The 21,705-nt window shown below is 71.4% G+C and carries 18 protein-coding genes; 15 read left to right on the top strand and 3 right to left on the bottom strand.

The window, feature by feature from the left end:
* Nucleotides 1-31: 31 nt before the first annotated feature.
* Entirely contained in the window at nucleotides 32-1,018 is a 987-nt protein-coding gene (locus ACFUN8_RS12145; RefSeq protein WP_383634871.1) for an ATP-binding protein, read from the bottom strand.
* A 102-nt stretch (nucleotides 1,019-1,120) separates the two neighbouring features.
* Between ACFUN8_RS12145 and ACFUN8_RS12140 the strand changes: the two genes are divergently transcribed.
* Entirely contained in the window at nucleotides 1,121-2,068 is a 948-nt protein-coding gene (locus tag ACFUN8_RS12140) for an oxidoreductase (protein WP_383634869.1), read from the top strand.
* Between the two features lie 373 nt (nucleotides 2,069-2,441).
* Here the strand turns inward: ACFUN8_RS12140 and ACFUN8_RS12135 are convergent, their stop codons facing one another.
* Complete coding sequence (locus ACFUN8_RS12135) at nucleotides 2,442-3,278, bottom strand: HAD-IB family hydrolase (protein ID WP_383634867.1); 837 nt, start codon at nucleotides 3,276-3,278, stop codon at nucleotides 2,442-2,444.
* A gap of 570 nt (nucleotides 3,279-3,848) precedes the next feature.
* Here ACFUN8_RS12135 and ssd point away from each other — a divergent pair.
* The 7 genes from ssd to ACFUN8_RS12100 all read left to right on the top strand — a co-directional run bounded on the left by ssd (nucleotide 3,849) and on the right by ACFUN8_RS12100 (nucleotide 8,990).
* On the top strand, nucleotides 3,849-4,964 hold the full coding sequence (gene ssd / locus ACFUN8_RS12130) for a septum site-determining protein Ssd (RefSeq protein WP_383634865.1): 1,116 nt from the start codon (nucleotides 3,849-3,851) through the stop codon (nucleotides 4,962-4,964).
* Nucleotides 4,961-6,142 carry a TadA family conjugal transfer-associated ATPase gene (locus ACFUN8_RS12125; protein WP_383634863.1) on the top strand — a complete coding sequence of 394 codons (1,182 nt, stop codon included), beginning with the start codon at nucleotides 4,961-4,963 and terminating at the stop codon, nucleotides 6,140-6,142. Before ssd ends, ACFUN8_RS12125 begins: the two co-directional genes overlap by 4 nt.
* A gap of 5 nt (nucleotides 6,143-6,147) precedes the next feature.
* Nucleotides 6,148-7,071 carry a type II secretion system F family protein gene (locus tag ACFUN8_RS12120; RefSeq protein ID WP_383634879.1) on the top strand — a complete coding sequence of 308 codons (924 nt, stop codon included), beginning with the start codon at nucleotides 6,148-6,150 and terminating at the stop codon, nucleotides 7,069-7,071.
* Nucleotides 7,068-7,871, top strand: coding sequence for a type II secretion system F family protein (locus ACFUN8_RS12115; RefSeq protein ID WP_383634861.1), 804 nt, complete (start codon nucleotides 7,068-7,070; stop codon nucleotides 7,869-7,871). The genes ACFUN8_RS12120 and ACFUN8_RS12115 overlap by 4 nt, the downstream gene beginning before the upstream one ends.
* Before the next feature lie 78 nt (nucleotides 7,872-7,949).
* Nucleotides 7,950-8,228, top strand: coding sequence for a DUF4244 domain-containing protein (locus ACFUN8_RS12110; protein WP_383634859.1), 279 nt, complete (start codon nucleotides 7,950-7,952; stop codon nucleotides 8,226-8,228).
* Nucleotides 8,215-8,601 carry a TadE family type IV pilus minor pilin gene (locus ACFUN8_RS12105; protein ID WP_383634857.1) on the top strand — a complete coding sequence of 129 codons (387 nt, stop codon included), beginning with the start codon at nucleotides 8,215-8,217 and terminating at the stop codon, nucleotides 8,599-8,601. The genes ACFUN8_RS12110 and ACFUN8_RS12105 overlap by 14 nt, the downstream gene beginning before the upstream one ends.
* Nucleotides 8,598-8,990, top strand: coding sequence for an Rv3654c family TadE-like protein (locus tag ACFUN8_RS12100; protein ID WP_383634855.1), 393 nt, complete (start codon nucleotides 8,598-8,600; stop codon nucleotides 8,988-8,990). The genes ACFUN8_RS12105 and ACFUN8_RS12100 overlap by 4 nt, the downstream gene beginning before the upstream one ends.
* Here ACFUN8_RS12100 and ACFUN8_RS12095 read toward each other — a convergent pair.
* Complete coding sequence (locus ACFUN8_RS12095; RefSeq protein ID WP_383634853.1) at nucleotides 8,899-11,499, bottom strand: DEAD/DEAH box helicase; 2,601 nt, start codon at nucleotides 11,497-11,499, stop codon at nucleotides 8,899-8,901. The two genes, ACFUN8_RS12100 and ACFUN8_RS12095, sit on opposite strands and share 92 nt — an antisense overlap.
* 80 nt (nucleotides 11,500-11,579) lie before the next feature.
* Between ACFUN8_RS12095 and bldG the strand changes: the two genes are divergently transcribed.
* From bldG to topA, 7 genes are all read left to right on the top strand, one after another.
* Nucleotides 11,580-11,933 carry an anti-sigma factor antagonist BldG gene (bldG, locus tag ACFUN8_RS12090; protein ID WP_078075833.1) on the top strand — a complete coding sequence of 118 codons (354 nt, stop codon included), beginning with the start codon at nucleotides 11,580-11,582 and terminating at the stop codon, nucleotides 11,931-11,933.
* A gap of 103 nt (nucleotides 11,934-12,036) precedes the next feature.
* On the top strand, nucleotides 12,037-12,501 hold the full coding sequence (locus ACFUN8_RS12085) for an ATP-binding protein (RefSeq protein WP_382564604.1): 465 nt from the start codon (nucleotides 12,037-12,039) through the stop codon (nucleotides 12,499-12,501).
* A gap of 306 nt (nucleotides 12,502-12,807) precedes the next feature.
* Nucleotides 12,808-15,219 carry a sodium-translocating pyrophosphatase gene (locus tag ACFUN8_RS12080; RefSeq protein ID WP_382564602.1) on the top strand — a complete coding sequence of 804 codons (2,412 nt, stop codon included), beginning with the start codon at nucleotides 12,808-12,810 and terminating at the stop codon, nucleotides 15,217-15,219.
* A gap of 204 nt (nucleotides 15,220-15,423) precedes the next feature.
* Nucleotides 15,424-16,035: a small secreted protein gene (locus ACFUN8_RS12075; protein ID WP_383634850.1), complete on the top strand. Its 612-nt coding sequence runs from the start codon at nucleotides 15,424-15,426 to the stop codon at nucleotides 16,033-16,035.
* 184 nt (nucleotides 16,036-16,219) lie between these two features.
* Nucleotides 16,220-17,824, top strand: coding sequence for a methyltransferase (locus ACFUN8_RS12070; RefSeq protein WP_383634848.1), 1,605 nt, complete (start codon nucleotides 16,220-16,222; stop codon nucleotides 17,822-17,824).
* Between the two features lie 288 nt (nucleotides 17,825-18,112).
* Nucleotides 18,113-18,310 (top strand): hypothetical protein, encoded by a 198-nt coding sequence (locus ACFUN8_RS12065; RefSeq protein ID WP_354606634.1) that lies wholly within the window; start codon nucleotides 18,113-18,115, stop codon nucleotides 18,308-18,310.
* Between the two features lie 405 nt (nucleotides 18,311-18,715).
* Entirely contained in the window at nucleotides 18,716-21,595 is a 2,880-nt protein-coding gene (topA, locus tag ACFUN8_RS12060) for a type I DNA topoisomerase (RefSeq protein ID WP_383634846.1), read from the top strand.
* The last annotated feature ends 110 nt before the right edge of the window (nucleotides 21,596-21,705 follow it).

Raw genomic sequence — 21,705 nt, 5'->3', positions numbered from 1 at the left:
CGACGATGTGCCGCCCGTACCACCGCGGCGCTCAGCTCGGCTGCGGTACCGCCACGTCCTCGCGGAGCACGAACGCCGGGTCGACCTGTGCGGCCAGGTCCGCGCCCGTCTTCGCATTGCCCCAGCTCTCCGCGTTCCTGAGGTGGAAGTGCACCATCTGCCGCGTGTAGCGCTCCCAGTCGCGGTCCGCGTACGAGTCCTCCGCCGCGTCCTCCAGGACCTGGAGCGCCACGCGGTTCTCCGCCTCCAGCAGTTCGAAGGCGGCCGGGCGGCCCTTCTCCATGGACCGCACCCAGTTGGAGTGCCCCACGGTCACGAGCAGGTCGTCGCCCACCTCGTCCTGGAGGAAGTCCACGTCGTCCTGGGCCTGGACCTTGTTGCCGACGACGTTCAGCGCGATGCCGAAGTCCCGCGCGTACTCCTTGTACTGGCGGTAGACGGACACTCCCTTACGTGTCGGCTCGACGACGAGGAACGTCATGTCGAACCGGGTGAACATCCCCGACGCGAACGAGTCCGAGCCCGCCGTCATGTCGACGACGACGTACTCGTCCGGGCCGTCGACGAGGTGGTTCAGGCAGAGCTCGACCGCGCCGACCTTGGAGTGGTAGCAGGCCACCCCCAGGTCGGACTCGGTGAACGGCCCCGTCGCCATCAGCTGGATGTCGCCGTCGTCCAGCCGGACGGTGCGGGCGCAGGCGTCGTACACCGGATTGGACTCGCGGACCCGCAGGAGCTGGGAGCCCTCGCCCGGGGGCGTCGTCTTGATCATCGAATCGGCGGACGTGATCCGCTGGTTGGTGCCGCGCAGATACTCCTTGATGAGCGGGAGATGCGCGCCCATCGCCGGCAGCGCGGCGGTCTGCTCCTCGTCGAGACCGAGCGCGGCCCCCAGATGCTGGTTGATGTCGGCGTCCACCGCGATGACGGGGGCCTCGTTGGCGGTCAGATGGCGGATGAAGAGCGAGGCCAGCGTCGTCTTGCCACTGCCGCCCTTACCCACGAAAGCGATCTTCATGTTCACCTAGCGTAGTGGTCATGTCGCTGTGCGCTGTCACATCGGGTGAAGAAGACCACTCCAACGTGGGGCGTGCGCTATGGGCGCGTAGCCTTGCTACCTATGAGTACGACAGCTCCGAACGCTTCGTCCGCTCCACGAGGGCATGACCCCCTCGCCGCTCTGGGCTCCCTGCCGGGCGTCCCCGACGCGGTCGATTCGGTGCGCAAGGCGGTCGACCTCGTCTACGGGCACCGCGTGATGAGACGGCGCAGCAACGAGGTCACCTCGGAGGCCGCGCTGCGTGCCGCGCGGGGATCGGCGGCGCTCTCCGGCGCGGACTGGGCGCTCGAAGAGGTGCGCAGGCGCAGCGACTTCGGCGCCGCGTCGGACGCGCTGACGGTGGGAGCCGCGCTGCGGTTGACGGCCGAGGCGGGCCAACTCCTCTCGATCTGGCGGCAGTCGCCGGTGCGGGTGCTGGCCCGGCTGCATCTGGTGGCGGCCGGTGGCGTGAGTGCCGGCGCGGGTGATGGCGTCGATACGGGTGTGAGCGCTGGTAGGGGTGTGGCCGCGGGGGCCGCGGGGGCCGCGGGGGAGACGGTCGGGCGGCCGAGGCTGGCCGGTGAACCGGTCGTCGAGACGCCGGGGCCCGACAGTCCCAAGCCGCTGATCGAGGCGCCGCTGCCCGCCGCCGACGAGGTCGCCGGACGGCTGGACGGGCTCTCCGGACTGGTGATCGCGGGGAGTTCGGCGCCCGCGCTCGTCACGGCGGCGGTCGTGCACGGCGAACTGCTGGCGCTGCGCCCCTTCGGTTCGTACAACGGCCTGGTCGCGCGGGCCGCCGAACGGATCGTGCTGATCGGCAGCGGGCTCGACCCCAAGTCGATCTGCCCGTCCGAGGTCGGGCACGCGGAGCTGGGGCGCGCCGCGTACGTGGCGGCGTTCGACGGCTATCTGTCGGGGACGCCCGACGGGATGGCGGCGTGGATCACGCACTGCGGGCGCGCGGTCGAGCTGGGTGTCAGGGAGTCGACGGCCGTGTGCGAGGCGCTGCAGCGCGGCGCGGCCTAGGTCGTCCTCTTCCGGAACACAAATGCGGCGGTACCGGAGAGGTACCGCCGCTGGCACGTCCACCCAGTTACCAAGCGTCCTCGTAGTTTGCCCATCAGGTCGGGTACTTCGCCCGTCACCTGGTGCGGCTGGCCCGTAATCGACGGGTCGACGTCGCGTGGGTACTCGGTTTTCATGCTCGGTCCGTGGGGCCTTCGTGCGTTACAGGTCGTCCTCTCGGATGTCCTTGGTCTCGCGGGCCGTTGATTCCTTTTTACTCCTGTCCGGAGAGAAGCGAAAGCCCTCGCTCCGCGACTTTACTTTTAGGTTCAAATAAGGGCGAACCGGCCGGCTGTGGTCGGAGCGGGCTGGGGCGGGTGGGTCGGCGTGCGGCTCATACGGAAGCCGCCTGGCGCCGCCGGCTCGCGTACCAGACCAGTCCCGCCGTGGCCGCCGCCGCGCCCACCGCTGCCGCCGCGACGAGCGCCGGCCGTGGGGGCATGGAGAAGGCGGGCAGCCGCTGCTTGAGCCGGACCGGCCGATTGAAGACGAGAATCGGCCAATCGCGGGCCGCCGCCTCGCGCCGCAGTGCCCGGTCGGGATTGACCGCGTACGGATGGCCGACCGACTGGAGCATGGGCAGATCGGTGACGGAGTCGCTGTACGCGTAACAGCGGTCCAGGTCGTACCCCTCGGATGCGGCGAGTGCCTTGACCGCCGCGGCCTTGGTCGGCCCGTACGCGTAGTACTCGATCTCACCCGTGAAGCAGCCGTCGGCCCCGACGACCATGCGGGTCGCCACGACCCGGTCGGCGCCCAGGAGTTCACCGATCGGTTCCACGACCTCCGCGCCGGATGTGGAGACGATCACCACATCGCGTCCGGCCGTGTGGTGATCCTCGATGAGGGACGCGGCCTCGTCGTAGATGATCGGGTCGATGAGATCGTGCAGCGTCTCGGCGACGATCTCCTTGACCTGCTGGACGTTCCAGCCCTTGCAGAGCGCGGAGAGGTACTCGCGCATGCGCTCCATCTGGTCGTGATCGGCGCCGCCCGCGAGAAAGACGAACTGCGTGTATGCCGTGCGCAGTACGGCTCGGCGGTTGATCAGTCCGCCTTGATAGAAGGACTTGCTGAAGGTCAACGTCGACGACTTCGCAATGACCGTCTTGTCCAGGTCAAAGAAGGCCGCTGTGCGAGGCAAGGAGTGGTTTTCCACGATGCCGAGCATAGGCGCCCACCATTCGGCGTAAGGTACGGCGCGTGGGTTTGCCTGAGAAGGCTCTCGGGTACACCATGGAAGTCACGGATCGTTCGCGACCGTGCTCACCTGGTCCGGCTCCTCCCCCCCCGAGTCGGTCTGGGGGACGACCCCCGCTCTCCCCCCCGGCGGGGGTCGTCGCATGTCCGGACGCGTTTCTGACGCTCGGGCCCGTGGCCGGCCCGCACCCCCTCCCCTCTTGGCGCTTCGTGTGCGCGGAGCTGATTCGCACTCTACTCGTCACTGTGCGTAGTTGCCAGGCTGCTCTCGGAAGTCACCGGTATGAGCTACGGAGATATTCACAACCGGGGAGTTGTCCACAGCTTTTGAGCAAGATCCACACGATTTTTCCGCGCGATGCACGGTGATTTCCGACCGCGAAAGTTCGCGGTAGCCGGAATCACCGATGCCGGATCACTACGAGATCGCTGAGAGCCCACTGAGCGGATGCCCTTGAGGTGTCCGCGCATCGTGTGGGCGAGCGCCTTCGGCGCGGCTGCGGACGTTGATCCGGGATCGCGGGAATAGGGGGTGGAGTAAATGGCTGGATTCAGGACGTCCGACCGCTCGCCGGTCGCCGAAGGGCACCGGGCCGGACCGCTGATCGTGACCGAGGACGTCGACCTGCTCGACGATCTGCTGCGGCTGTGCGCCGCCGCGGGCGCCGAGCCCGAGGTGCACCATTCGGTGCCCGAGCGCAGGGGCGGGTGGGAGTCCGCACCGCTGGTGCTGGTGGGCGACGACGCGGCCGTACGTTGCCGGTCCGCCACCCGGCGCCGAGGGGTGCTGCTCGTCGGCCGCGACCAGGACGACCCGGACGTATGGCGGCGGGCCGTCGAGATCGGTGCCGACTGCGTGCTGCGCCTGCCCGACGCGGAGAGCTGGCTCGTCGACCGGATCGCCGACGTCGCCGAAGGCGTGGGGCGGCCCGCGCTCACCGTCGGGGTGATCGGCGGCCGTGGCGGGGCCGGGGCCTCGACGCTGGCCTGCGCGCTGGCAGTCACGGCTGCCCGCCAGGGCCTGCGCACCATGCTCATCGACGGCGACCCGCTCGGCGGGGGGCTCGACGTGCTGCTCGGCGGCGAGCGCGCGAAGGGCCGCCGATGGCCGGATTTCGCCGCCTCCAAGGGGCGGGTGGCGGGCGGTGCGCTGGAGGAATCGCTGCCCCGGCTGCACGATCTGAGCCTGCTCAGCTGGGACCGCGGAGACTCCGTGCTCGTCCCGCCGGCGGCCATGCGGTCCGTCCTCGCGGCGGCCCGCAGACGGGGCGGCGTCGTGGTCGTGGATCTTCCGCGCCGGATCGACGAGGCCGCGACGGAGGCGCTGGCGCAGTTGGACGTCGGTCTGCTGGTGGTGCCGGGGGAGCTGCGGGCCGTCGCGGCCGCCGGCCGGGTGGCGTCGCTGGTCGGCATGGTCCTGCCGGACCTGCGGGCGGTGGTCCGTGGGCCTTACGCGACCGGGCTGGACGACAGCTGGGTGGCCGACGCGCTGCGGCTGCCGCTGGTGGGTGAACTTCCCGTGGAGCCCGGACTGTTGGCGGCCCAGGAGACCGGGTCGCCGCCGGGGGCGAGCGTGCGGGGTCCGCTGGCGCGGTTCTGCGCCGCGTTCTGGGAGCGGGCGCTCGCGGGCGCCGGGGACGGGAGCGTGACCGCGTGAGCGCCGTGACACGCGCCAGGGGAGCGCAGGTCGGTGGAGCGCTCCTGGACGCCGTACGGCAGCGTCTGGCGGAGAGCGGGGCCGAACCGACCCCCGCACGCGTGGCGGCGGCTCTGAGGGCCCAGGGGAGGCTTCTGGGGGACGCGGAAGTGCTCGGTGCCGCCGAGGAGTTGAGGTGCGAGCTGGTCGGGACGGGGCCGCTGGAGCCCTTGTTGGCCGATCCCTCCGTGACGGACGTGCTGGTCTCGGCGCCCGACCGGGTCTGGGTGGACCGGGGCGGCGGCCTGGAATTGACGGACGTGTCGTTCGCGGACGCCTCGGCCGTAAGGAGGCTGGCGCAGCGGCTCGCCGCGGTGGCGGGACGGCGGCTGGACGACGCGCGCCCGTGGGTGGACGCCCGGCTGCCCGACGGCACCCGGATGCACGCGGTGCTGCCCCCGGTGGCCGTCGGATCGACGTGTCTGTCCTTGCGGGTCGTACGCCCCCGGGCGTTCTCCCCGGCGGAACTGACCGCCGCGGGGACGGTGCCGCCGGGCGGTGAGCGACTGCTGCGGGCGCTGATCGAGGCGCGGGTGTCGTTCCTGATCAGTGGCGGCACGGGCTCAGGAAAAACCACACTCCTCAGCACTCTGCTCGGCCTGGTGGGGGAGCGCGAGCGGATCGTCCTGGCGGAGGACTCGGCTGAGTTGAGGCCCGACCATCCGCATGTCGTCCGTCTGGAGGCACGGCCCGCGAACCAGGAGGGTGCGGGCGAGGTGACCCTGGAGGACCTGGTGCGCCAGGCGCTGCGGATGCGGCCCGACCGACTGGTGGTCGGGGAGGTCCGCGGAGCTGAGGTGACCACTCTGCTGGCCGCCTTGAACACGGGCCACGAGGGCGGTTGCGGGACGGTTCACGCGAACACCGCCGCCGATGTGCCCGCGCGGCTGGAAGCCCTCGGCACGGCCGCCGGTCTCGACCGGGCCGCTCTGCACAGCCAGTTGGCGGCGGCGCTGTCGGTGGTGATCCATCTCGTACGGGACCGGGCCGGGCGACGTCGTATCGCCGAGGTGCATGTGCTGGAGCGGGACGCGGCGGGGCTGGTGGTGCCGGTTCCCGCGCTGCGCTGGGGCGCGGAGGGGTTCGCGTACGAGCGGGGCTGGCCGAGGCTGCGGTCGCTGATCGGGGGTGCGCTGTGACGCCGATGTCGGCCTCGATGCCGATGCCCCTGGCCCTGTCCTACGCGGTGGTGTGCGTGGTGCTGGTGCTACTGGCGGTCTTGGCGGAGGTGGACCGGAGTCGGGCCTCGCGGCGGGCGGAGCTGCTGTTCGGCGCCGGGAGAAGAAGCGCCGGAAGCGCCGGAAGCGCCGGAAGCGGCGGTAAGGCCGGGGCTGCGGCGCGGACGGTCCGCGAGCGGCTGGCGGGACTGGGGAAGGAGTGGCTCTATGTGCCCGTGGGACTGATGATCGCCCTGTGGGGCGAGTCGGTACTGCCGCTGATCGCCGGGGCCGCGGCGGTGCCGCTCGTGAGGCGGCGGCTGCGGGCGGCGGAGCACCGGCGCGCGGCGGAGCGACGGGCCGAGGCCGTGCGAGGTCTCTGCGACGGGCTCGTCGGGGAGTTGAGAGCCGGGGCGCAGCCGGCCGAGGCGCTCACGACAGCCGTCGGGGGTGTCGGCCGGGACCCGAACGGCCGGGACCCGGGCGGCCCGGAGCTCGCCCGGGTGGTCGCGGCGGCCCGCTTCGGCGGTGATGTTCCCGAGGCCCTGCGCGAGGCCGCCCGGCGACCGGGTGCGGAAGGTCTCGTGGGGGTCGCCGCCTGCTGGCGGGTCGCGGTGGACGGCGGGGCGGGACTGGCCGCCGGTCTCGACCGCCTGCGGGCCGCGCTGCGAGGTCAGCACGACCAGCGGGAGTCCCTGCGGGCCCAGTTGACCGGCGCGTGGTCCACGGTCGTGGTGCTGGCGCTGCTGCCCGTGGCGGGACTGGCGATGGGCTGGGCCATGGGGGCCGACCCGATGAACGTGCTGCTCCACACCCCTGCCGGTCTGGGCTGTCTGGTGGTGGGCGGACTCCTGGAGGCGATGGGCTTCTGGTGGGCCGGGCGGATCGTCCGGGGCGGGAGCGCGTCATGAACGGGGCTCTCGCACGGGGGGACTTCATCCACAGCTTGTGGGTGGCCGCCGCACTGCTGGCGGCGGTGGTGTCCGTGGCCCTGGCCTGGTCGGGGTGGCGCCGCGAACGAGCCGCTCGCGGACGGATGGTGGCGCTGCTGGCCCTGGAGGCGGCGCCCGTGCGGCGGCGTGTGCGGCCGGAGCGCGGCGTGTGGCTCCGGCGGTGGGGCCCGCCGCTGGGGACCTGGTGTCTTGGCTGGGCGCTGATCGGCGGGACGGCCGGGTTGGTGGCCGGGTTCGCCGGGGCGTACGGCGTCCGGCGGTGGCTGCGTAACCGCGAGGCGGGCCCCGGCGCGACCACGAACGAGGCCGTCGCCGAGGCCGAGCGTCAATTGCCGCTCGCCGCAGATCTGTTGGCCGCCTGCGTCTCGGCCGGGGCCGGCCCGCGCGAGGCGGCCGAAGCGGTGGGGGAGTCGCTGGGCGGGCCGGTGGGCGAGCGGCTGGTGAGTACGGCGGCGGCGCTGCGGCTCGGGGGTGAACCGGTCGAGACGTGGGGTCGGTTCGGCGAGATACCGGGAGCCGCGGAGCTGGCCCGCTGTCTGGAGCGGGCCGGGTCCACGGGAGCGCCGGCGGCGGAGCCGGTCTCCCGGCTGGCCGACGGCCTCAGGGCGGACCGGGCCCGGCAGGCCACGGCCCGCGCGGGCCGGGCCCAGGTGCTGATCACCGCTCCGGTGGGGCTGTGCTTCCTGCCCGCCTTTCTGGCGGTGGGGGTGGCCCCGGTGGTGATCGGCCTGGCGACCGGACTGCTGCGCGGCGACTGAGCCGACGCGACTCCGCGGATTCAACCGCGAAGAACCAATTGTGCTGAACCAACTGCGCTGATCCAACGGGAGGTTGACATGAGGATGCCGATGGGACCGTCGGGACGACGGGCATGGCGTGTGGTGGAGGTGGCGAGCGGGGTGAGCCGGCTGCGCCGGAGCAGGGTCCGGGTCGGCAGCGGGTTCCGGTTCCGGGCCGGCCCGCGGGAGGACGCCGGAATCGTGAGTGCCGAGTACGCCGTGGGCACTCTCGCCGCGTGCGGCTTCGCCGCCCTGCTCTACAAGGTGATCACCAGCGGGCCCGTCGCCGGCGCCCTGGAATCGGTCATCGGGAACGCCCTCGATGCGAAGTTCTGAGTCCGGGACGGTCGGGGACGACGGCGACCGGGGGTCGGTGACGGCGGAGGCCGCCGTGGCGTTGCCCGCGCTGGTGGTGTTCGTCGCCGCGCTGCTGTGGGCCCTGATGGCGGCGTCCGCGCAGATCCAGTGCGTGGACGCCGCCAGGGCGGGGGCTCGGGCCGCAGCCCGGTCCGAGCCCCCGGGCGCGGCGATGGAGGCCGCCCGCTCGGCCGCCCCGGAGGGCGCCGAGGTCACGATGGGGCGGTCGGCCGACCTGTGGCGCGTACGGGTGGAGGCGCCGACCCCCGGGCCGCGCGGTATCGCGCTGACGCTCGCCGCGGAGGCGGTGGCACCGGCCGAGGACACGGCGGCGCGCGGAGCGGCTCCATGAACCGTGACCGAGGGTCGGCGACGGTGTGGGCGGCCGTGGCGGCGACCGCGCTGTGTGCCGTGTTCGCGGTGATCCTCGCGATGGGTCAGGCGGTCGTGGCCAGGCACCGCGCGGGTTCGGCGGCCGACCTGGCGGCGCTGGCGGCGGCCGGACACGCCCTGCGAGGAGCGGAGGCCGCCTGCGCGCGGGCGGCCGAGGTGGCGGGGGCACAGGGCGCGCAGGTGGTGCGGTGCGCGGTGGCCGGTGAGATCGCCGACGTGACCGCGCGGGCGGCCTTCGGCCCGTACACCCCGACGGTCAGGTCCCGAGCGGGCCCACCGGACGCGCCGCCCGTGGCTGTGCCGGTCCGGGGGCCGACGAAGGCCCGCCGGGCACCCCCTGGCCCGTGACCTCGGCTCCGGTCTCGGCCGTGCGCGGGGCCGGCAGGTCCGGCGCGGCGGCGGTGTCCGGCGGCGGGGCGGACTTCAGGAGTTCGCCCAGGAGCCGGACGGCCGCGCGTTTGTGCAGAGGCTCGTTGCCGTTGCCGCATTTCGGGGACTGGATGCACGACGGGCAGCCCGCCTCGCACTCGCACGAGGCGATGGCCTCGCGGGTCGCGGTGAGCCAGTCGCGTGCCGTGTGGAAGGCGCGTTCCGCGAAGCCCGCGCCGCCGGGGTGGCCGTCGTACACGAAGACCGTCGGCAGCAGCGTGTCCGGGTGGAGCGGTACGGACACACCGCCGATGTCCCGGCGGTCGCAGGTCGCGAACAGCGGGAGCATCCCGATGGACGCGTGCTCGGCGGCGTGCAGGGCGCCGCCCAGCTGTTCCGGATTGACCCGGGCCGCGTCGAGTTGGTCCTCGGTGACGGTCCACCAGACGGCGCGGGTGCGCAGCGTGCGGGGCGGCAGATCGAGTTTGGTCTCGCCCAGGACCTCGCCGGTCATGAGCCGGCGGCGGAGGAAGGAGACGACCTGGTTGGTGACCTCGACGGAGCCGTAGCAGAGGCGCCCCTCGCCCCAGGGGATCTCGGTGTCGGTCTCCAGGACGGAGATGGCGGTGGTGTCGCGCGCGGTCGTCGAGTAGGGCGGGGCGGCCTCCTCGACAAGTGCGACCGAGTCCGTCAGGTCCAGTCGCCGCACCAGATAGCTGCGGCCCTGGTGCAGATGGACGGCGCCGTCGTGCACGGCGGTGTGGGAAGCCGCCTCGTCGACCGTGCCCAGCAGCCTGCCGGTGCCCTCCTCGACGATCTGGACGGGCCGGCCGCCCTCGCCCCGGATGTCGGCGAGATCGGCGGCCCGCTCGCGACGGGTCCAGTACCAGCCGGTGGTGCGCCTCCGCAGCAGGCCCGCCTCGACGAGCTGCGGCAGCAGCTCGGGCACCGCGGGGCCGAAGAGGTCCAGATCGGCTTCGGTGAGCGGCAGTTCGGCGGCGGCCGCGCACAGGTGGGGCGCGAGGACGTACGGGTTGTCCGGGTCGAGCACCGTCGACTCGACGGGCTGCTGGAACAGCGCCTCGGGGTGATGGACGAGGAAGGTGTCCAGCGGATCGTCCCTGGCGACCAGGATGGCCAGCGCGCCCTGTCCGGCGCGCCCGGCGCGGCCCGCCTGCTGCCACAGGGAGGCGCGGGTGCCCGGATAGCCGGCGATGACGACGGCGTCGAGGCCGGAGACGTCGATGCCCAACTCCAGGGCGGTGGTGGCGGCGAGGCCGAGCAGCTCGCCGGAGTGCAGGGCGCGCTCCAGGGCGCGGCGCTCCTCGGGGAGGTAGCCGCCCCGGTAGGCGGCGACGCGTCCGACGAGGGAGCGGTCGACCTCGGCGAGGCGTTCCTGGGCGATGACGGAGACCAGCTCGGCGCCTCGCCGGGACCGTACGAAAGCGACCGAGCGGACGCCCTGGAGGGTCAGGTCGGTGAGGATGTCGGCCGTCTCGGCCGTGGCGGTGCGGCGGACCGGCGCGCCCTTCTCGCCGTGGAGTTCGGTGAGAGGGGGCTCCCAGAGGGCGAACACGACCTCGCCGCGCGGTGACGCGTCGTCGGCCACCTCGTGGACGGGCAGGCCGGTGAGCCGCCCGGCCGCCAGCGCGGGCTCGGCCGCGGTGGCCGAGGCGAGGAGGAAGACGGGATGGGAGCCGTACCGGGCGCAGACGCGGCGCAGGCGGCGCAGCACCTGGGCGACGTGGGAGCCGAAGACGCCGCGGTAGGTGTGGCACTCGTCGATGACGACGTAGCGCAGGGAGCGCAGGAAGGAGGACCAGCGGGGGTGGGCGGGGAGTATCCCGCGGTGGAGCATGTCGGGGTTGGTGAGTACGTAGTTGGCGTACTGGCGTACCCATTCGCGTTCTTCGACGGGGGTGTCGCCGTCGTACACGGCGGGGCGCACGCCGTTGCCGAGCGGTGCGGCGAGCGCCTTCACGGCACGCCGCTGGTCGGCGGCGAGCGCCTTTGTCGGGGAAAGGTACAGGGCGGTCGTGCCGCGACCGTTGGGTGCCTCGGAGCCGTCCAGGAGCGCGGTGAGCACCGGCGCCAGATAGGCGAGGGACTTGCCGGACGCGGTGCCGGTGGCGATCACGACGGATTCGCCGTCCAGGGCGTGCTCGGCGGCGGCGGCCTGGTGGGCCCACGGATGGTCGACCCCGGCCAGTTGAATGGCGTTGATCACTTCTGGCCGGATGCGGTCGGGCCAGACTGCATGCCTGCCCGCACGCGGGGGCAAGTGCTCCGTATGGGTGATGCGCGCAGCCCGGCCCGCCCCTGCGGTGAGCCGGTCCAGGACCGTACCGGGGGAAGGGCGGGAGTCCCCGCTCTCGGGCGGCCTGCCGGGACCGTGATTCGTGGCCATCGGCACCGAGTGTGTCACTGGCGTGGCGGACAATGGTCCTAAGGCGTCGTGCATGGCTGCCGGTAAGTGATTGAATGCCATCGCGGCTGGCGATACGCCCCCTGGCTCCGTCGGGAGAGACCCGAGGGGCGACCGCTCGATTGCAAGGTGCTGGAGGATCCGTGGACCTGTCCCTGTCGACTCGCAATGTGTCCGGCCCTGGTGGCGACCGTACGGTCGTCGAGGTCGGTGGCGAGATTGATGTGTATACCGCGCCCAAGCTGCGCGAGCAGTTGGTCGAGTTGGTGAACGACGGCAGCTACCACCTGGTCGTCGACATGGAGGGCGTGGACTTCCTCGACTCGACCGGTCTCGGCGTGCTCGTGGGTGGACTCAAGCGTGTGCGTGCCCATGAGGGCTCGCTGCGTCTGGTCTGCAACCAGGAGCGCATTCTCAAGATCTTCCGGATCACTGGCCTGACCAAGGTGTTCCCCATTCACACCACGGTCGAAGAGGCCGTCGCCGCCACCGACTGAGGCCGGCCGGAGGCTTTCGGAAGGAAGGGCAGGGGGCACCGGGCGTCATGCCCGGGGCACCCGAGCCCCAGATTCGCACGCTCGTACGTCTGAGGGGGATCGCATGGCCACCGTTGAACTCCGCTTCAGCGCCCAGCCCGAGCACGTCAGGACGGCCCGTCTGGTGGCGGCTGCCGTGGCGCGCAGGGCCGGTGTCGACGAAGCAGTGTTGGACGAGGTCAGGCTCGCCGTCGGTGAGGCGTGCAGCCGCGCGGTCGGGCTGCACCGCAGCCATGGCATCACCGCGCCCGTGCGGGTCGTGCTGACCGAGGAGGAGAAGGTCTTCTCCATCGAGGTCGGTGACGAGGTGCCCACCCCGGGCACCTCGGCCGCCGCGGAGAAGACACCGGTCTCCCGCAGGGCCGTCCTCGCGGGCGATCTGTACGAGACGGACACGGGCGACGGCGAGGACGAGATGGGCCTCGCGGTCATCAGCGGCCTCGTCGACGACGTGGAAGTGACCTCCGACGATCACGGCGGCGTCATCCGGATGAGCTGGCCGACCGCCTCGGCGGTCGCGCTCTCCTGAATGCGCGTGTGCGTACGGTCCGCGGCGAGCGGCCCGCCCGTCCGGGGCGGTCCTCCGCCGGGGCGGTCGTGAGAGCGTGATCCAATTTCTTTGAAGGCCCTGCTGAGCAGGGCCTTTTCTATTTCTCGGCGGGAATTGATCACCGCCCAATGCGTTTATCCCATTACGCATTTCGGAGTGCTTTCCGGTGGCCGATCATTTGCGACTCCGTAAGTCAAGGTCAATTACACGCGGCGCACTCTGTTTTGATCAGCTTCCGCTCCCTACAATCCGTCCATCTTGAGCGCTGAGCGTCAAGGAGGACGAATGGCGGGGAACATCGATCCACAACTGTCCGAGCACCCCACTTCTCTCGCTGCCGCGATACTCACGGACGGCAACAGACTGATCGTGATCGTCATCGCGGTCATCGCGCTGGCGGCGCTGCTCGTCGCCCAGCGGCTGGTCCGTCAGGTGCTGGCGGCCGACGAGGGCACCGATTCCATGAAGGAGATCGCGGCGGCCGTACAGGAAGGCGCGAATGCCTATCTGGCACGGCAGTTGCGCACCCTCGGCGTTTTCGCCGTCGTGGTGTTCTTCCTGTTGTTGCTGCTTCCGGCCGACGGTTGGTCGGAACGCGCGGGACGTTCACTGTTCTTCCTGGTGGGTGCCCTTTTCTCGGCGGCCACCGGTTACTTCGGCATGCGTCTCGCCGTACGTAGCAATGTGCGCGTAGCCGCGGCCGCGCGAGAGGCGACTCCGGCCGAGGGCGAACCGGAAAAGGATCTGACAGCTGTCGCGCACAAGGCAATGAAGATCGCTTTCCGCACCGGTGGTGTGGTCGGAATGTTCACGGTGGGCCTCGGCCTGCTGGGCGCCTCCTGCGTGGTCCTCGTGTACGCCGAGGACGCCCCCAAGGTGCTGGAGGGCTTCGGCCTCGGCGCCGCGCTGATCGCCATGTTCATGCGTGTCGGCGGCGGCATCTTCACCAAGGCCGCCGACGTCGGCGCCGACCTCGTCGGCAAGGTCGAGCAGGGCATCCCCGAGGACGACCCGCGCAACGCGGCGACGATCGCCGACAACGTCGGGGACAACGTCGGCGACTGCGCCGGTATGGCGGCCGACCTCTTCGAGTCGTACGCGGTGACGCTCGTCGCCGCGCTCATCCTCGGCACGGCGGCCTTCGGCAACTTCGGGCTCGGTTTCCCGCTGATCGTCCCGGCGATCGGTGTCATCACGGCGATGATCGGCATCTTCGCCGTCGCGCCGCGGCCCTCCGACCGCAGCGGGATGACCGCGATCAACCGCGGTTTCTTCATCTCCGCGGTGATCTCGCTGGTCCTGGTGGCCGTGGCGGCGTACACCTACCTCCCTTCCACGTACGCGGAGTTGGACGGAGTGACCGCCGAGGAGATCACCTCGCACTCCGGTGACCCGAGGACGTTCGCGCTGGTCGCCGTCGCCATCGGCATCGTGCTCGCGGCGCTGATCCAGCAGCTCACGGGCTACTTCACGGAGACCAACCGGCGCCCGGTGCGCGACATCGGCAAATCGGCGCTCACCGGCCCCGCCACCGTCGTCCTGACCGGTGTGGCCATCGGCCTGGAGTCCGCCGTCTACACGGCGCTCCTGATCGCTCTCGGCGTGTACGGGGCGTTCCTGCTCGGCGGTACGTCGATCATGCTGGCGCTCTTCGCGGTGGCGCTGGCCGGCACCGGACTGCTCACCACCGTCGGCGTCATCGTCGCCATGGACACCTTCGGTCCCGTCTCCGACAACGCCCAGGGCATCGCCGAGATGTCCGGGGACGTCCAGGGCGCGGGCGCGCAGGTGCTCACCGACCTCGACGCCGTGGGCAACACCACCAAGGCCATCACCAAGGGCATCGCCATCGCGACCGCCGTACTGGCGGCGGCGGCGCTCTTCGGCTCGTACCGCGACGCCATCGCCACGGCCGTGGCGGACGTGGGGGCGAAGGCCGACGAGATGGGTCTGAGCCTGGACATCTCGCAGCCCAACAACCTCGTCGGACTGATCCTCGGCGCCGCGGTCGTGTTCCTCTTCTCGGGGCTCGCGATCAACGCCGTCTCCCGGTCGGCCGGTTCGGTGGTCTACGAGGTACGGCGGCAGTTCCGTGAGCACCCCGGGATCATGGACTACACGGAGAAGCCGGAGTACGGGCGCGTCGTCGACATCTGTACGAAGGACGCGTTGCGCGAGCTGGCCACGCCCGGTCTGCTCGCCGTGCTCACCCCGATCGCCGTGGGGTTCTCGCTCGGGGTCGGCGCGCTCGGCTCGTTCCTGGCCGGCGCGATCGGCACCGGCACGCTGATGGCCGTCTTCCTCGCCAACTCCGGTGGGGCGTGGGACAACGCCAAGAAGCTCGTCGAGGACGGCCACCACGGCGGCAAGGGCAGCGACGCCCATGCCGCGACCGTCATCGGCGACACCGTCGGCGACCCGTTCAAGGACACGGCGGGACCGGCGATCAACCCTCTGTTGAAGGTCATGAACCTGGTGGCGCTGCTCATCGCACCGGCGGTGGTGCAGTTCAGCTACGGGGACGACGCCAACGCCGGGGTGCGGGCGGTGGTGGCGGTGCTGGCGATCGCCGTGATCGTCGGGGCCGTGTACGTCTCCAAGCGGCGCTCGGTGACCGTGGACGACGACGGCGGCGAGGGAGGAGGCGGATCCGGCGACGGGACGACCAAGTCACCGGATCCGGCGGTGGCTTCGTAGCCACGGCTCGGCAACTGGCTTGCGGGCGGCGCGCCTTGACGCGCCGCCCGTCTGCCTGCCGCGCCGTGGAGGTGGGCGGCGTGAGGGTTCTCTCCCTTGGTGCAAATGGCCGCAAAAGCCCATTGAACGGACACTCGGCGTGCGGTAGTAGCCCACTTGGCGTGTATGTTCCGGGGCCGAGAGCCTTGGAAGGGACCCAATCCGGTGAACAAGAAGCTCGCAGCCGCACTGTCCGGCGGTTCGGTACTGCTCATGGCGCTGTCGGGGTGCAGCGACGACAGCGACAGCAAGGTGAACGACTGGGCCAAGAAGGTCTGTGACCAGGTCCAGCCGCAGCTGACGAAGATCGCGGGCGCCAACGCCTCGATCCAGCAGGCGACCTCGGACAGCAGCAAGCCCGCCGATGTCCAGAAGACCGACGCGGCTGCCTTCCAGTCCATCTCGGACGCCTACAAGGCGCTGGGCGCCGCCGTGAACGGAGCGGGCGCCCCGCCCGTCGACGACGGCGAGAAGACCCAGAAGGAGGCTGTCAGCGAGCTCAACGCCACTTCCAAGGCGTACGCGGGACTCAAGACCGACGTCGACGACCTCGACACCAAGGACCAGGCGAAGTTCGCGGACGGCCTCAAGGGCGTCGCCGACGAACTCGACAAGCTCAGCAAGAGCGGTGACGAGGCGCTGCAGAAGCTGCAGTCCGGCGACGTCGGCGCGGCGATGGCGAAGCAGCCCGGCTGCCAGCGGCCGAAGACGTCCGCGCCCGCCGAGACCGGGTCGGACGCGCCGTCGACGGAACCGTCCGCCGACAAGTCCTCCTGAGCCCGCGAGCCCTTGATGTGAAGGGGCGTTCTCCTTGGAGCGTTCTCTGTCGACTCGTCAGAAGAACGCGCCGTAGTACATAAGCCTCGCAGTACCGCTCTCGGACGCGAAACCCGCGGCCCGGCACCCCGCCCGGGGAGCCGGGCCGCAGGCGTTTGTCGGTGGGAGCCGCCACAATGGAATCGTGAGTACGACCAGCCTTCCCGCGCCCGACCACTCGCCCCGACTCCGTGACGCCTTGCTCGCCGCCGACTTCACCGTCGACGGCCTGCTGGACCTGCTCGGCGCGCCCGCCTATGCCGCGCTGGCCCGCAGCGAGACGGTGCCCGCCCTGCGGGCCACCCGCGGCGACACCCCGCTCGAAACGCTCGTCAGACTCTTCCTGCTCCAGCGGCCCGTCCCCGCGGTGCGGGCCCGTGCGGCGCTCCCGCTGTCGCAGTGCCTGGCCGACGGCTGGGTCGTGGAGGTCGGAGCCACGCGAGCCGCCACGGAAGGCGGTACGGAAGCCGCTGTCGCTGCGGCCACGGAAGGCGCCACGGAAGGCGGTACGGCCGGCGGTGAGGACGGCACGCTCGTCAGCGCCACCGTGGACGTACGGCCGTACGGCGGCCCGGAAGGAGAGGACTGGTTCATCGTCTCCGACCTCGGCTGCGCGGTCGGCGGCGCCTCCGGCGCGATCGGCCACGGCGAGGGTGTGGTGCTCGGCGTCGGCGGGGCCTCCACGACGCTGGCCGGACTCACGGTTCGTACGCCGGTCGCCAGTGCCCTCGACGTCGGCACCGGGTCCGGCATCCAGGCGCTGCACGCGGCCCGGCACGCCACCAGGGTCACCGCCACCGACCTTAACCCGCGTGCGCTGGAGTGCGCCCGGCTCACTCTCGCCCTGTCAGGGGCGCCGGCCGCCGAGCTGCGTGAGGGGTCGCTGTTCGAGCCGGTCGACGGCGAGACGTACGACCTGATCGTGTCGAACCCACCGTTCGTGATCTCTCCCGGCGCCCGGCTCACCTACCGCGACGGCGGCATGGGCGGCGACGACCTGTGCCGGACCCTCGTCCAGGAGACGGGCGACCGCCTGGCCGACGGGGGCTACGCGCACTTCCTCGCCAACTGGCAGCACGTGGAGGGCGAGGAGTGGCAGGACCGGCTGCGGTCCTGGGTGCCGCGCGGCTGCGACGCCTGGATCGTGCAGCGCGAGGTGCAGGACGTGACGCAGTACGCGGAGCTGTGGCTGCGCGACAGCGGCGACCACCAGGCGGACCCGGCGGCGTACGCGGCGCGGTACGAGGCGTGGCTGGACGAGTTCGAGGCGCGGAAGACCAAGGCCGTCGGCTTCGGCTGGATCACCCTGAGGAAGTCGGGGTCCGAGCGCCCCTCGGTGGTCGTGGAGGAGTGGCCGCACCCCGTCGAGCAGCCGCTCGGCGAGACCGTACGGGCCCACTTCGAGCGCCAGGACTATCTGCGCGCGCACGACGACGCCGCCCTGCTCACCGCGCATTTCACGCTCGCCCCCGAGGTCGTCCAGGAACAGGTCGGGCTGCCCGGCGCGGAGGACCCCGAACATGTGGTGCTCCGTCAGAACCGCGGCATGCGAAGGGCGACGAAGGTCGACACCGTCGCCGCGGGATTCGCCGGGGTGTGCGACGGCTCGCTGAGCGCCGGGCGGATCCTGGACGCGATCGCCCAGCTCGTCGGGGAGGACCCGGTGCAGCTGCGCGACCGCACGCCGCAGGCGATCCGGGTGCTGGTGGAGGAGGGTTTCCTGCTGCCGGTGGCCGCCCCCGGGGCCTGATCCGACGGGGGTCCCGACCGCCGGCCGCCCGTGCCGGTGGCGTATTTCGCCTGGTCCAGCCGACGGAGACCGTACGGCCGCAGTTGGCGGGTGCCGGAGCGGGAGCCGTACGGCGCGCGCCGGGTGGCGCCTCCGTGCGGGCGGACGCCGAACCCGTACCGGCACCCGGCGGACGCCGCGCGAGTGAACCCCCGCGCCGTTCACGCGGAATTCGCGCCAATGACGCACCGAGGTGCCAGCCTCTGCCTCCGGAGCCGCTCGGCTCCGCGAATCGAACGGGGTACGGGCATGGAGAGCGGGCCGGCGATCTTCGCGGGAGCGGCGTTCGCGCTGTTCGGAGCCGCACTGCTGGTGTGGACGGGAGCGCGCGTGCTGCACCGCGCCCCGGTGGCCCACGGTGTGAGCCCTGCGACATCCATCACGCTGGCGACCCTCGCGGGCGTGTCGTTCGTCGCCCTCGGCCTCTGGTGCTTCGGCCGGATCTGATTCCCGGCCCCGCGCCGTGGCCGACGGACCCCGGGACCGGCGCGCCCGACGAGTCGTACGGCACCTGATCCCGCCGGGAGCCCGCCCGGGGTATGCCCTCCGCCGACCCCCGGGACCTGCGGCGGAGCCCGCCGCGCGGTCCGCCGCCGACCCGTTCCGTACGGCGCTCCTACGCCGTCCCGCACGGCGGGCACAAGGGTCCGGGCGGCAGAAAGGTGCGGACTCGGGTTACCGTTCGAGTGGCCGTTGCGGTCTTTCGCCGTTTGACACGGGGGCGGGTTGTACCGTCACACTCCGCAGCGAAGCAGCGTCATAGCGGGGCATGTCCTGCCCCGCGGTGCCGTACTGCCGTACCGCGGTAAGGCTGTACGGGCCACCGAGTGCCGACCGGAGAGAAGAGCGAAGTTGTCCCCGACCAGCGAGACCGGACACGCCGGCCGCCGACTCGTCATCGTCGAGTCGCCTGCCAAGGCGAAGACAATCAAGGGCTACCTCGGCCCGGGATATGTCGTCGAGGCGAGCGTCGGGCACATCCGCGACCTCCCGAACGGCGCCGCCGAGGTGCCCGAGAAGTACACCGGCGAGGTGCGCCGCCTCGGTGTGGACGTCGAACATGACTTCCAGCCGATCTACGTCGTCAACGCCGACAAGAAGGCCCAGGTCAGAAAGCTCAAGGAGCTGCTGGCCGACTCCGACGAACTCTTCCTCGCCACCGATGAGGACCGCGAGGGCGAAGCCATCGCGTGGCATCTTCAGGAAGTCCTGAAGCCCAAGGTCCCGGTCCACCGGATGGTCTTCCACGAGATCACCAAGGAAGCGATCAGGGCCGCCGTCGCCAATCCCCGCCAGCTGAACAAGCTGATGGTGGACGCGCAGGAGACCCGCCGCATCCTCGACCGGCTGTACGGCTACGAGGTCTCGCCGGTCCTGTGGAAGAAGGTCATGCGCGGCCTGTCCGCCGGCCGCGTCCAGTCCGTCGCCACCCGGCTCGTCGTCGAGCGCGAACGCGAGCGCATCGCCTTCCGCTCCGCCGAGTACTGGGACCTGACGGGCACCTTCGGCACCGGCCGTACCGGCGACGCCTCCGACCCCTCCGTACTGAACGCCCGGCTGTCGGCGGTCGACGGCCGCCGTATCGCGCAGGGCCGCGACTTCGGCTCGGACGGACAGCTGAAGTCCGACCAGGTCCTGCATCTGGACGAGGCCAACGCGCACGCGCTGGCCGCCGCCCTCCAGGACACGTCGTTCGCCGTCCGCTCGGTCGAGTCGAAGCCGTACCGCCGCTCCCCGTACGCCCCCTTCCGTACGACGACGCTTCAGCAGGAGGCCTCGCGCAAGCTGGGCTTCGGGGCCAAGTCGACGATGCAGGTCGCGCAGAAGCTGTACGAGAACGGCTTCATCACCTATATGCGTACGGACTCCACGACCCTGTCCGCCACCGCGATCTCGGCGGCGCGGGCGCAGGTCACGCAGCTGTACGGGGCGAGCTATCTGCCCGACAAGCCGCGTACGTACGCCGGCAAGGTCAAGAACGCGCAGGAGGCGCACGAGGCGATCCGTCCCTCCGGCGACCGCTTCCGTACGCCCGCCGAGACCGGTCTGACCGGCGACCAGTTCCGCCTCTACGAGCTGATCTGGAAGCGGACCGTCGCCTCCCAGATGAAGGACGCGGTCGGCAACAGCGTCACGGTCAAGATCGCCGGTACGTCCAGCGACGGCCGGGACGCCGAGTTCTCCGCGTCCGGCAAGACGATCACCTTCCACGGCTTCATGAAGGCCTATGTAGAAGGTGCCGACGACCCGAACGCCGAGCTGGACGACCGCGAGCGCCGTCTGCCGCAGGTCGCCGAGGGCGACGCGCTGTCGGCGGAAGAGATCAGCGTCGACGGTCACGCCACCAAGCCGCCGGCCCGTTACACCGAAGCCTCGCTGGTCAAGGAGTTGGAAGAGCGCGAGATCGGCCGCCCGTCGACGTACGCGTCGATCATCGGCACGATCCTCGACCGCGGCTACGTCTTCAAGAAGGGCACCGCGCTCGTCCCGTCGTTCCTCTCGTTCGCCGTGGTGAACCTGCTGGAGACGCACTTCGGCCGGCTCGTCGACTACGACTTCACCGCGCGGATGGAGGACGACCTCGACCGCATCGCGCGGGGCGAGGCGCAGTCCGTGCCGTGGCTCAAGCGTTTCTACTTCGGCACGGGCGACGACTCGGACGGTGCGGCTGCCGCCGCGACCGCTGCGGCGGCCGCCGGCAACGGCGACGGGGACCACCTGGGCGGGCTCAAGGAGCTCGTCACGGACCTCGGCGCCATCGACGCCCGGGAGATCTCGTCCTTCCCGATCGGCGACGGCATCATGCTGCGCGTCGGCCGCTACGGCCCCTACGTCGAGCGCGGCGAGAAGGACGCGGAGGGCCACCAGCGGGCCGACGTGCCCGAGGACCTGGCGCCCGACGAGCTGACGGTCGAGTACGCGGAGGAGCTGCTGGCCAAGCCGAGCGGCGACTTCGAGCTGGGCGTCGACCCGCAGAGCGGGCACCAGATCGTGGCCAGGGACGGCCGCTACGGGCCGTACGTGACCGAAGTCCTGCCCGACGGCACCCCCAAGACGGGCAAGAACGCCGTCAAGCCGCGGACCGCCTCGCTGTTCAAGTCGATGTCGCTGGACACGGTGACGCTGGCGGACGCGCTGAAGCTGATGTCGCTGCCGCGCGTCGTCGGTACGGACGCCGAGGGCGTCGAGATCACCGCGCAGAACGGCCGCTACGGCCCGTATCTCAAGAAGGGCACCGACTCGCGGTCGCTGACCAGCGAGGACCAGCTCTTCGACATCACGCTGGACGAGGCGCTGGCGATCTACGCCCAGCCCAAGCAGCGCGGCCGGGCCGCGGCCAAGCCTCCTTTGAAGGAGCTGGGCACGGACCCGGTGAGCGGGAGCCCGGTCGTCGTGAAGGACGGCCGCTTCGGGGCGTACGTCACGGACGGCGAGACCAACGCGACGCTGCGGACGGACGACAGCGTCGAGGAGATCACGCCCGAGCGCGGCTACGAGCTGCTCGCCGAGAAGCGCGCCAAGGGGCCGGCCAAGAAGAAGACGGCGAAGAAGGCTCCGGCGAAGAAGACCACCGCCGCCGCCAAGAAGGCTCCTGCCAAGAAGACGACGACGGCGAAGAAGGCCGCGGCGAAGAAGACGACGACGGCTGCCAAGAAGACCGCCACGAAGTCGACGGCCGCGAAGAAGTCGACGGCGTCGTCGTCCCGCGCGAGCTCGAACGCGGACGAGTAGACGCGTAAACGCGGACGAGTAGGGCGAGAGCGGGCGTATGGACGTCTGTACGCCCCGCCGTACGCCGCGATACGCGCCTCTGTACAGAAGCGCGACCGCCGCACGGAGTC

This window comes from Streptomyces sp. NPDC057307 (assembly GCF_042667665.1).
In the GTDB taxonomy this organism is placed as follows: domain Bacteria; phylum Actinomycetota; class Actinomycetes; order Streptomycetales; family Streptomycetaceae; genus Streptomyces.
The sequence above is the reverse complement of the archived record's forward strand: the minus strand, read 5'-3'. Positions and strand labels throughout refer to the sequence as shown.

Coding starts and splice junctions, on each gene's coding strand:
- ACFUN8_RS12145 (WP_383634871.1), bottom strand. CDS start 1,018: ATGAAGATCGCTTTCGTGGGTAAGGGCGGCAGTGGCAAGACGACGCTG.
- ACFUN8_RS12140 (WP_383634869.1), top strand. CDS start 1,121: ATGAGTACGACAGCTCCGAACGCTTCGTCCGCTCCACGAGGGCATGAC.
- ACFUN8_RS12135 (WP_383634867.1), bottom strand. CDS start 3,278: ATGCTCGGCATCGTGGAAAACCACTCCTTGCCTCGCACAGCGGCCTTC.
- ssd (WP_383634865.1), top strand. CDS start 3,849: ATGGCTGGATTCAGGACGTCCGACCGCTCGCCGGTCGCCGAAGGGCAC.
- ACFUN8_RS12120 (WP_383634879.1), top strand. CDS start 6,148: ATGTCGGCCTCGATGCCGATGCCCCTGGCCCTGTCCTACGCGGTGGTG.
- ACFUN8_RS12115 (WP_383634861.1), top strand. CDS start 7,068: ATGAACGGGGCTCTCGCACGGGGGGACTTCATCCACAGCTTGTGGGTG.
- ACFUN8_RS12110 (WP_383634859.1), top strand. CDS start 7,950: ATGAGGATGCCGATGGGACCGTCGGGACGACGGGCATGGCGTGTGGTG.
- ACFUN8_RS12105 (WP_383634857.1), top strand. CDS start 8,215: ATGCGAAGTTCTGAGTCCGGGACGGTCGGGGACGACGGCGACCGGGGG.
- ACFUN8_RS12100 (WP_383634855.1), top strand. CDS start 8,598: ATGAACCGTGACCGAGGGTCGGCGACGGTGTGGGCGGCCGTGGCGGCG.
- ACFUN8_RS12095 (WP_383634853.1), bottom strand. CDS start 11,499: ATGGCATTCAATCACTTACCGGCAGCCATGCACGACGCCTTAGGACCA.
- ACFUN8_RS12085 (WP_382564604.1), top strand. CDS start 12,037: ATGGCCACCGTTGAACTCCGCTTCAGCGCCCAGCCCGAGCACGTCAGG.
- ACFUN8_RS12080 (WP_382564602.1), top strand. CDS start 12,808: ATGGCGGGGAACATCGATCCACAACTGTCCGAGCACCCCACTTCTCTC.
- ACFUN8_RS12065 (WP_354606634.1), top strand. CDS start 18,113: ATGGAGAGCGGGCCGGCGATCTTCGCGGGAGCGGCGTTCGCGCTGTTC.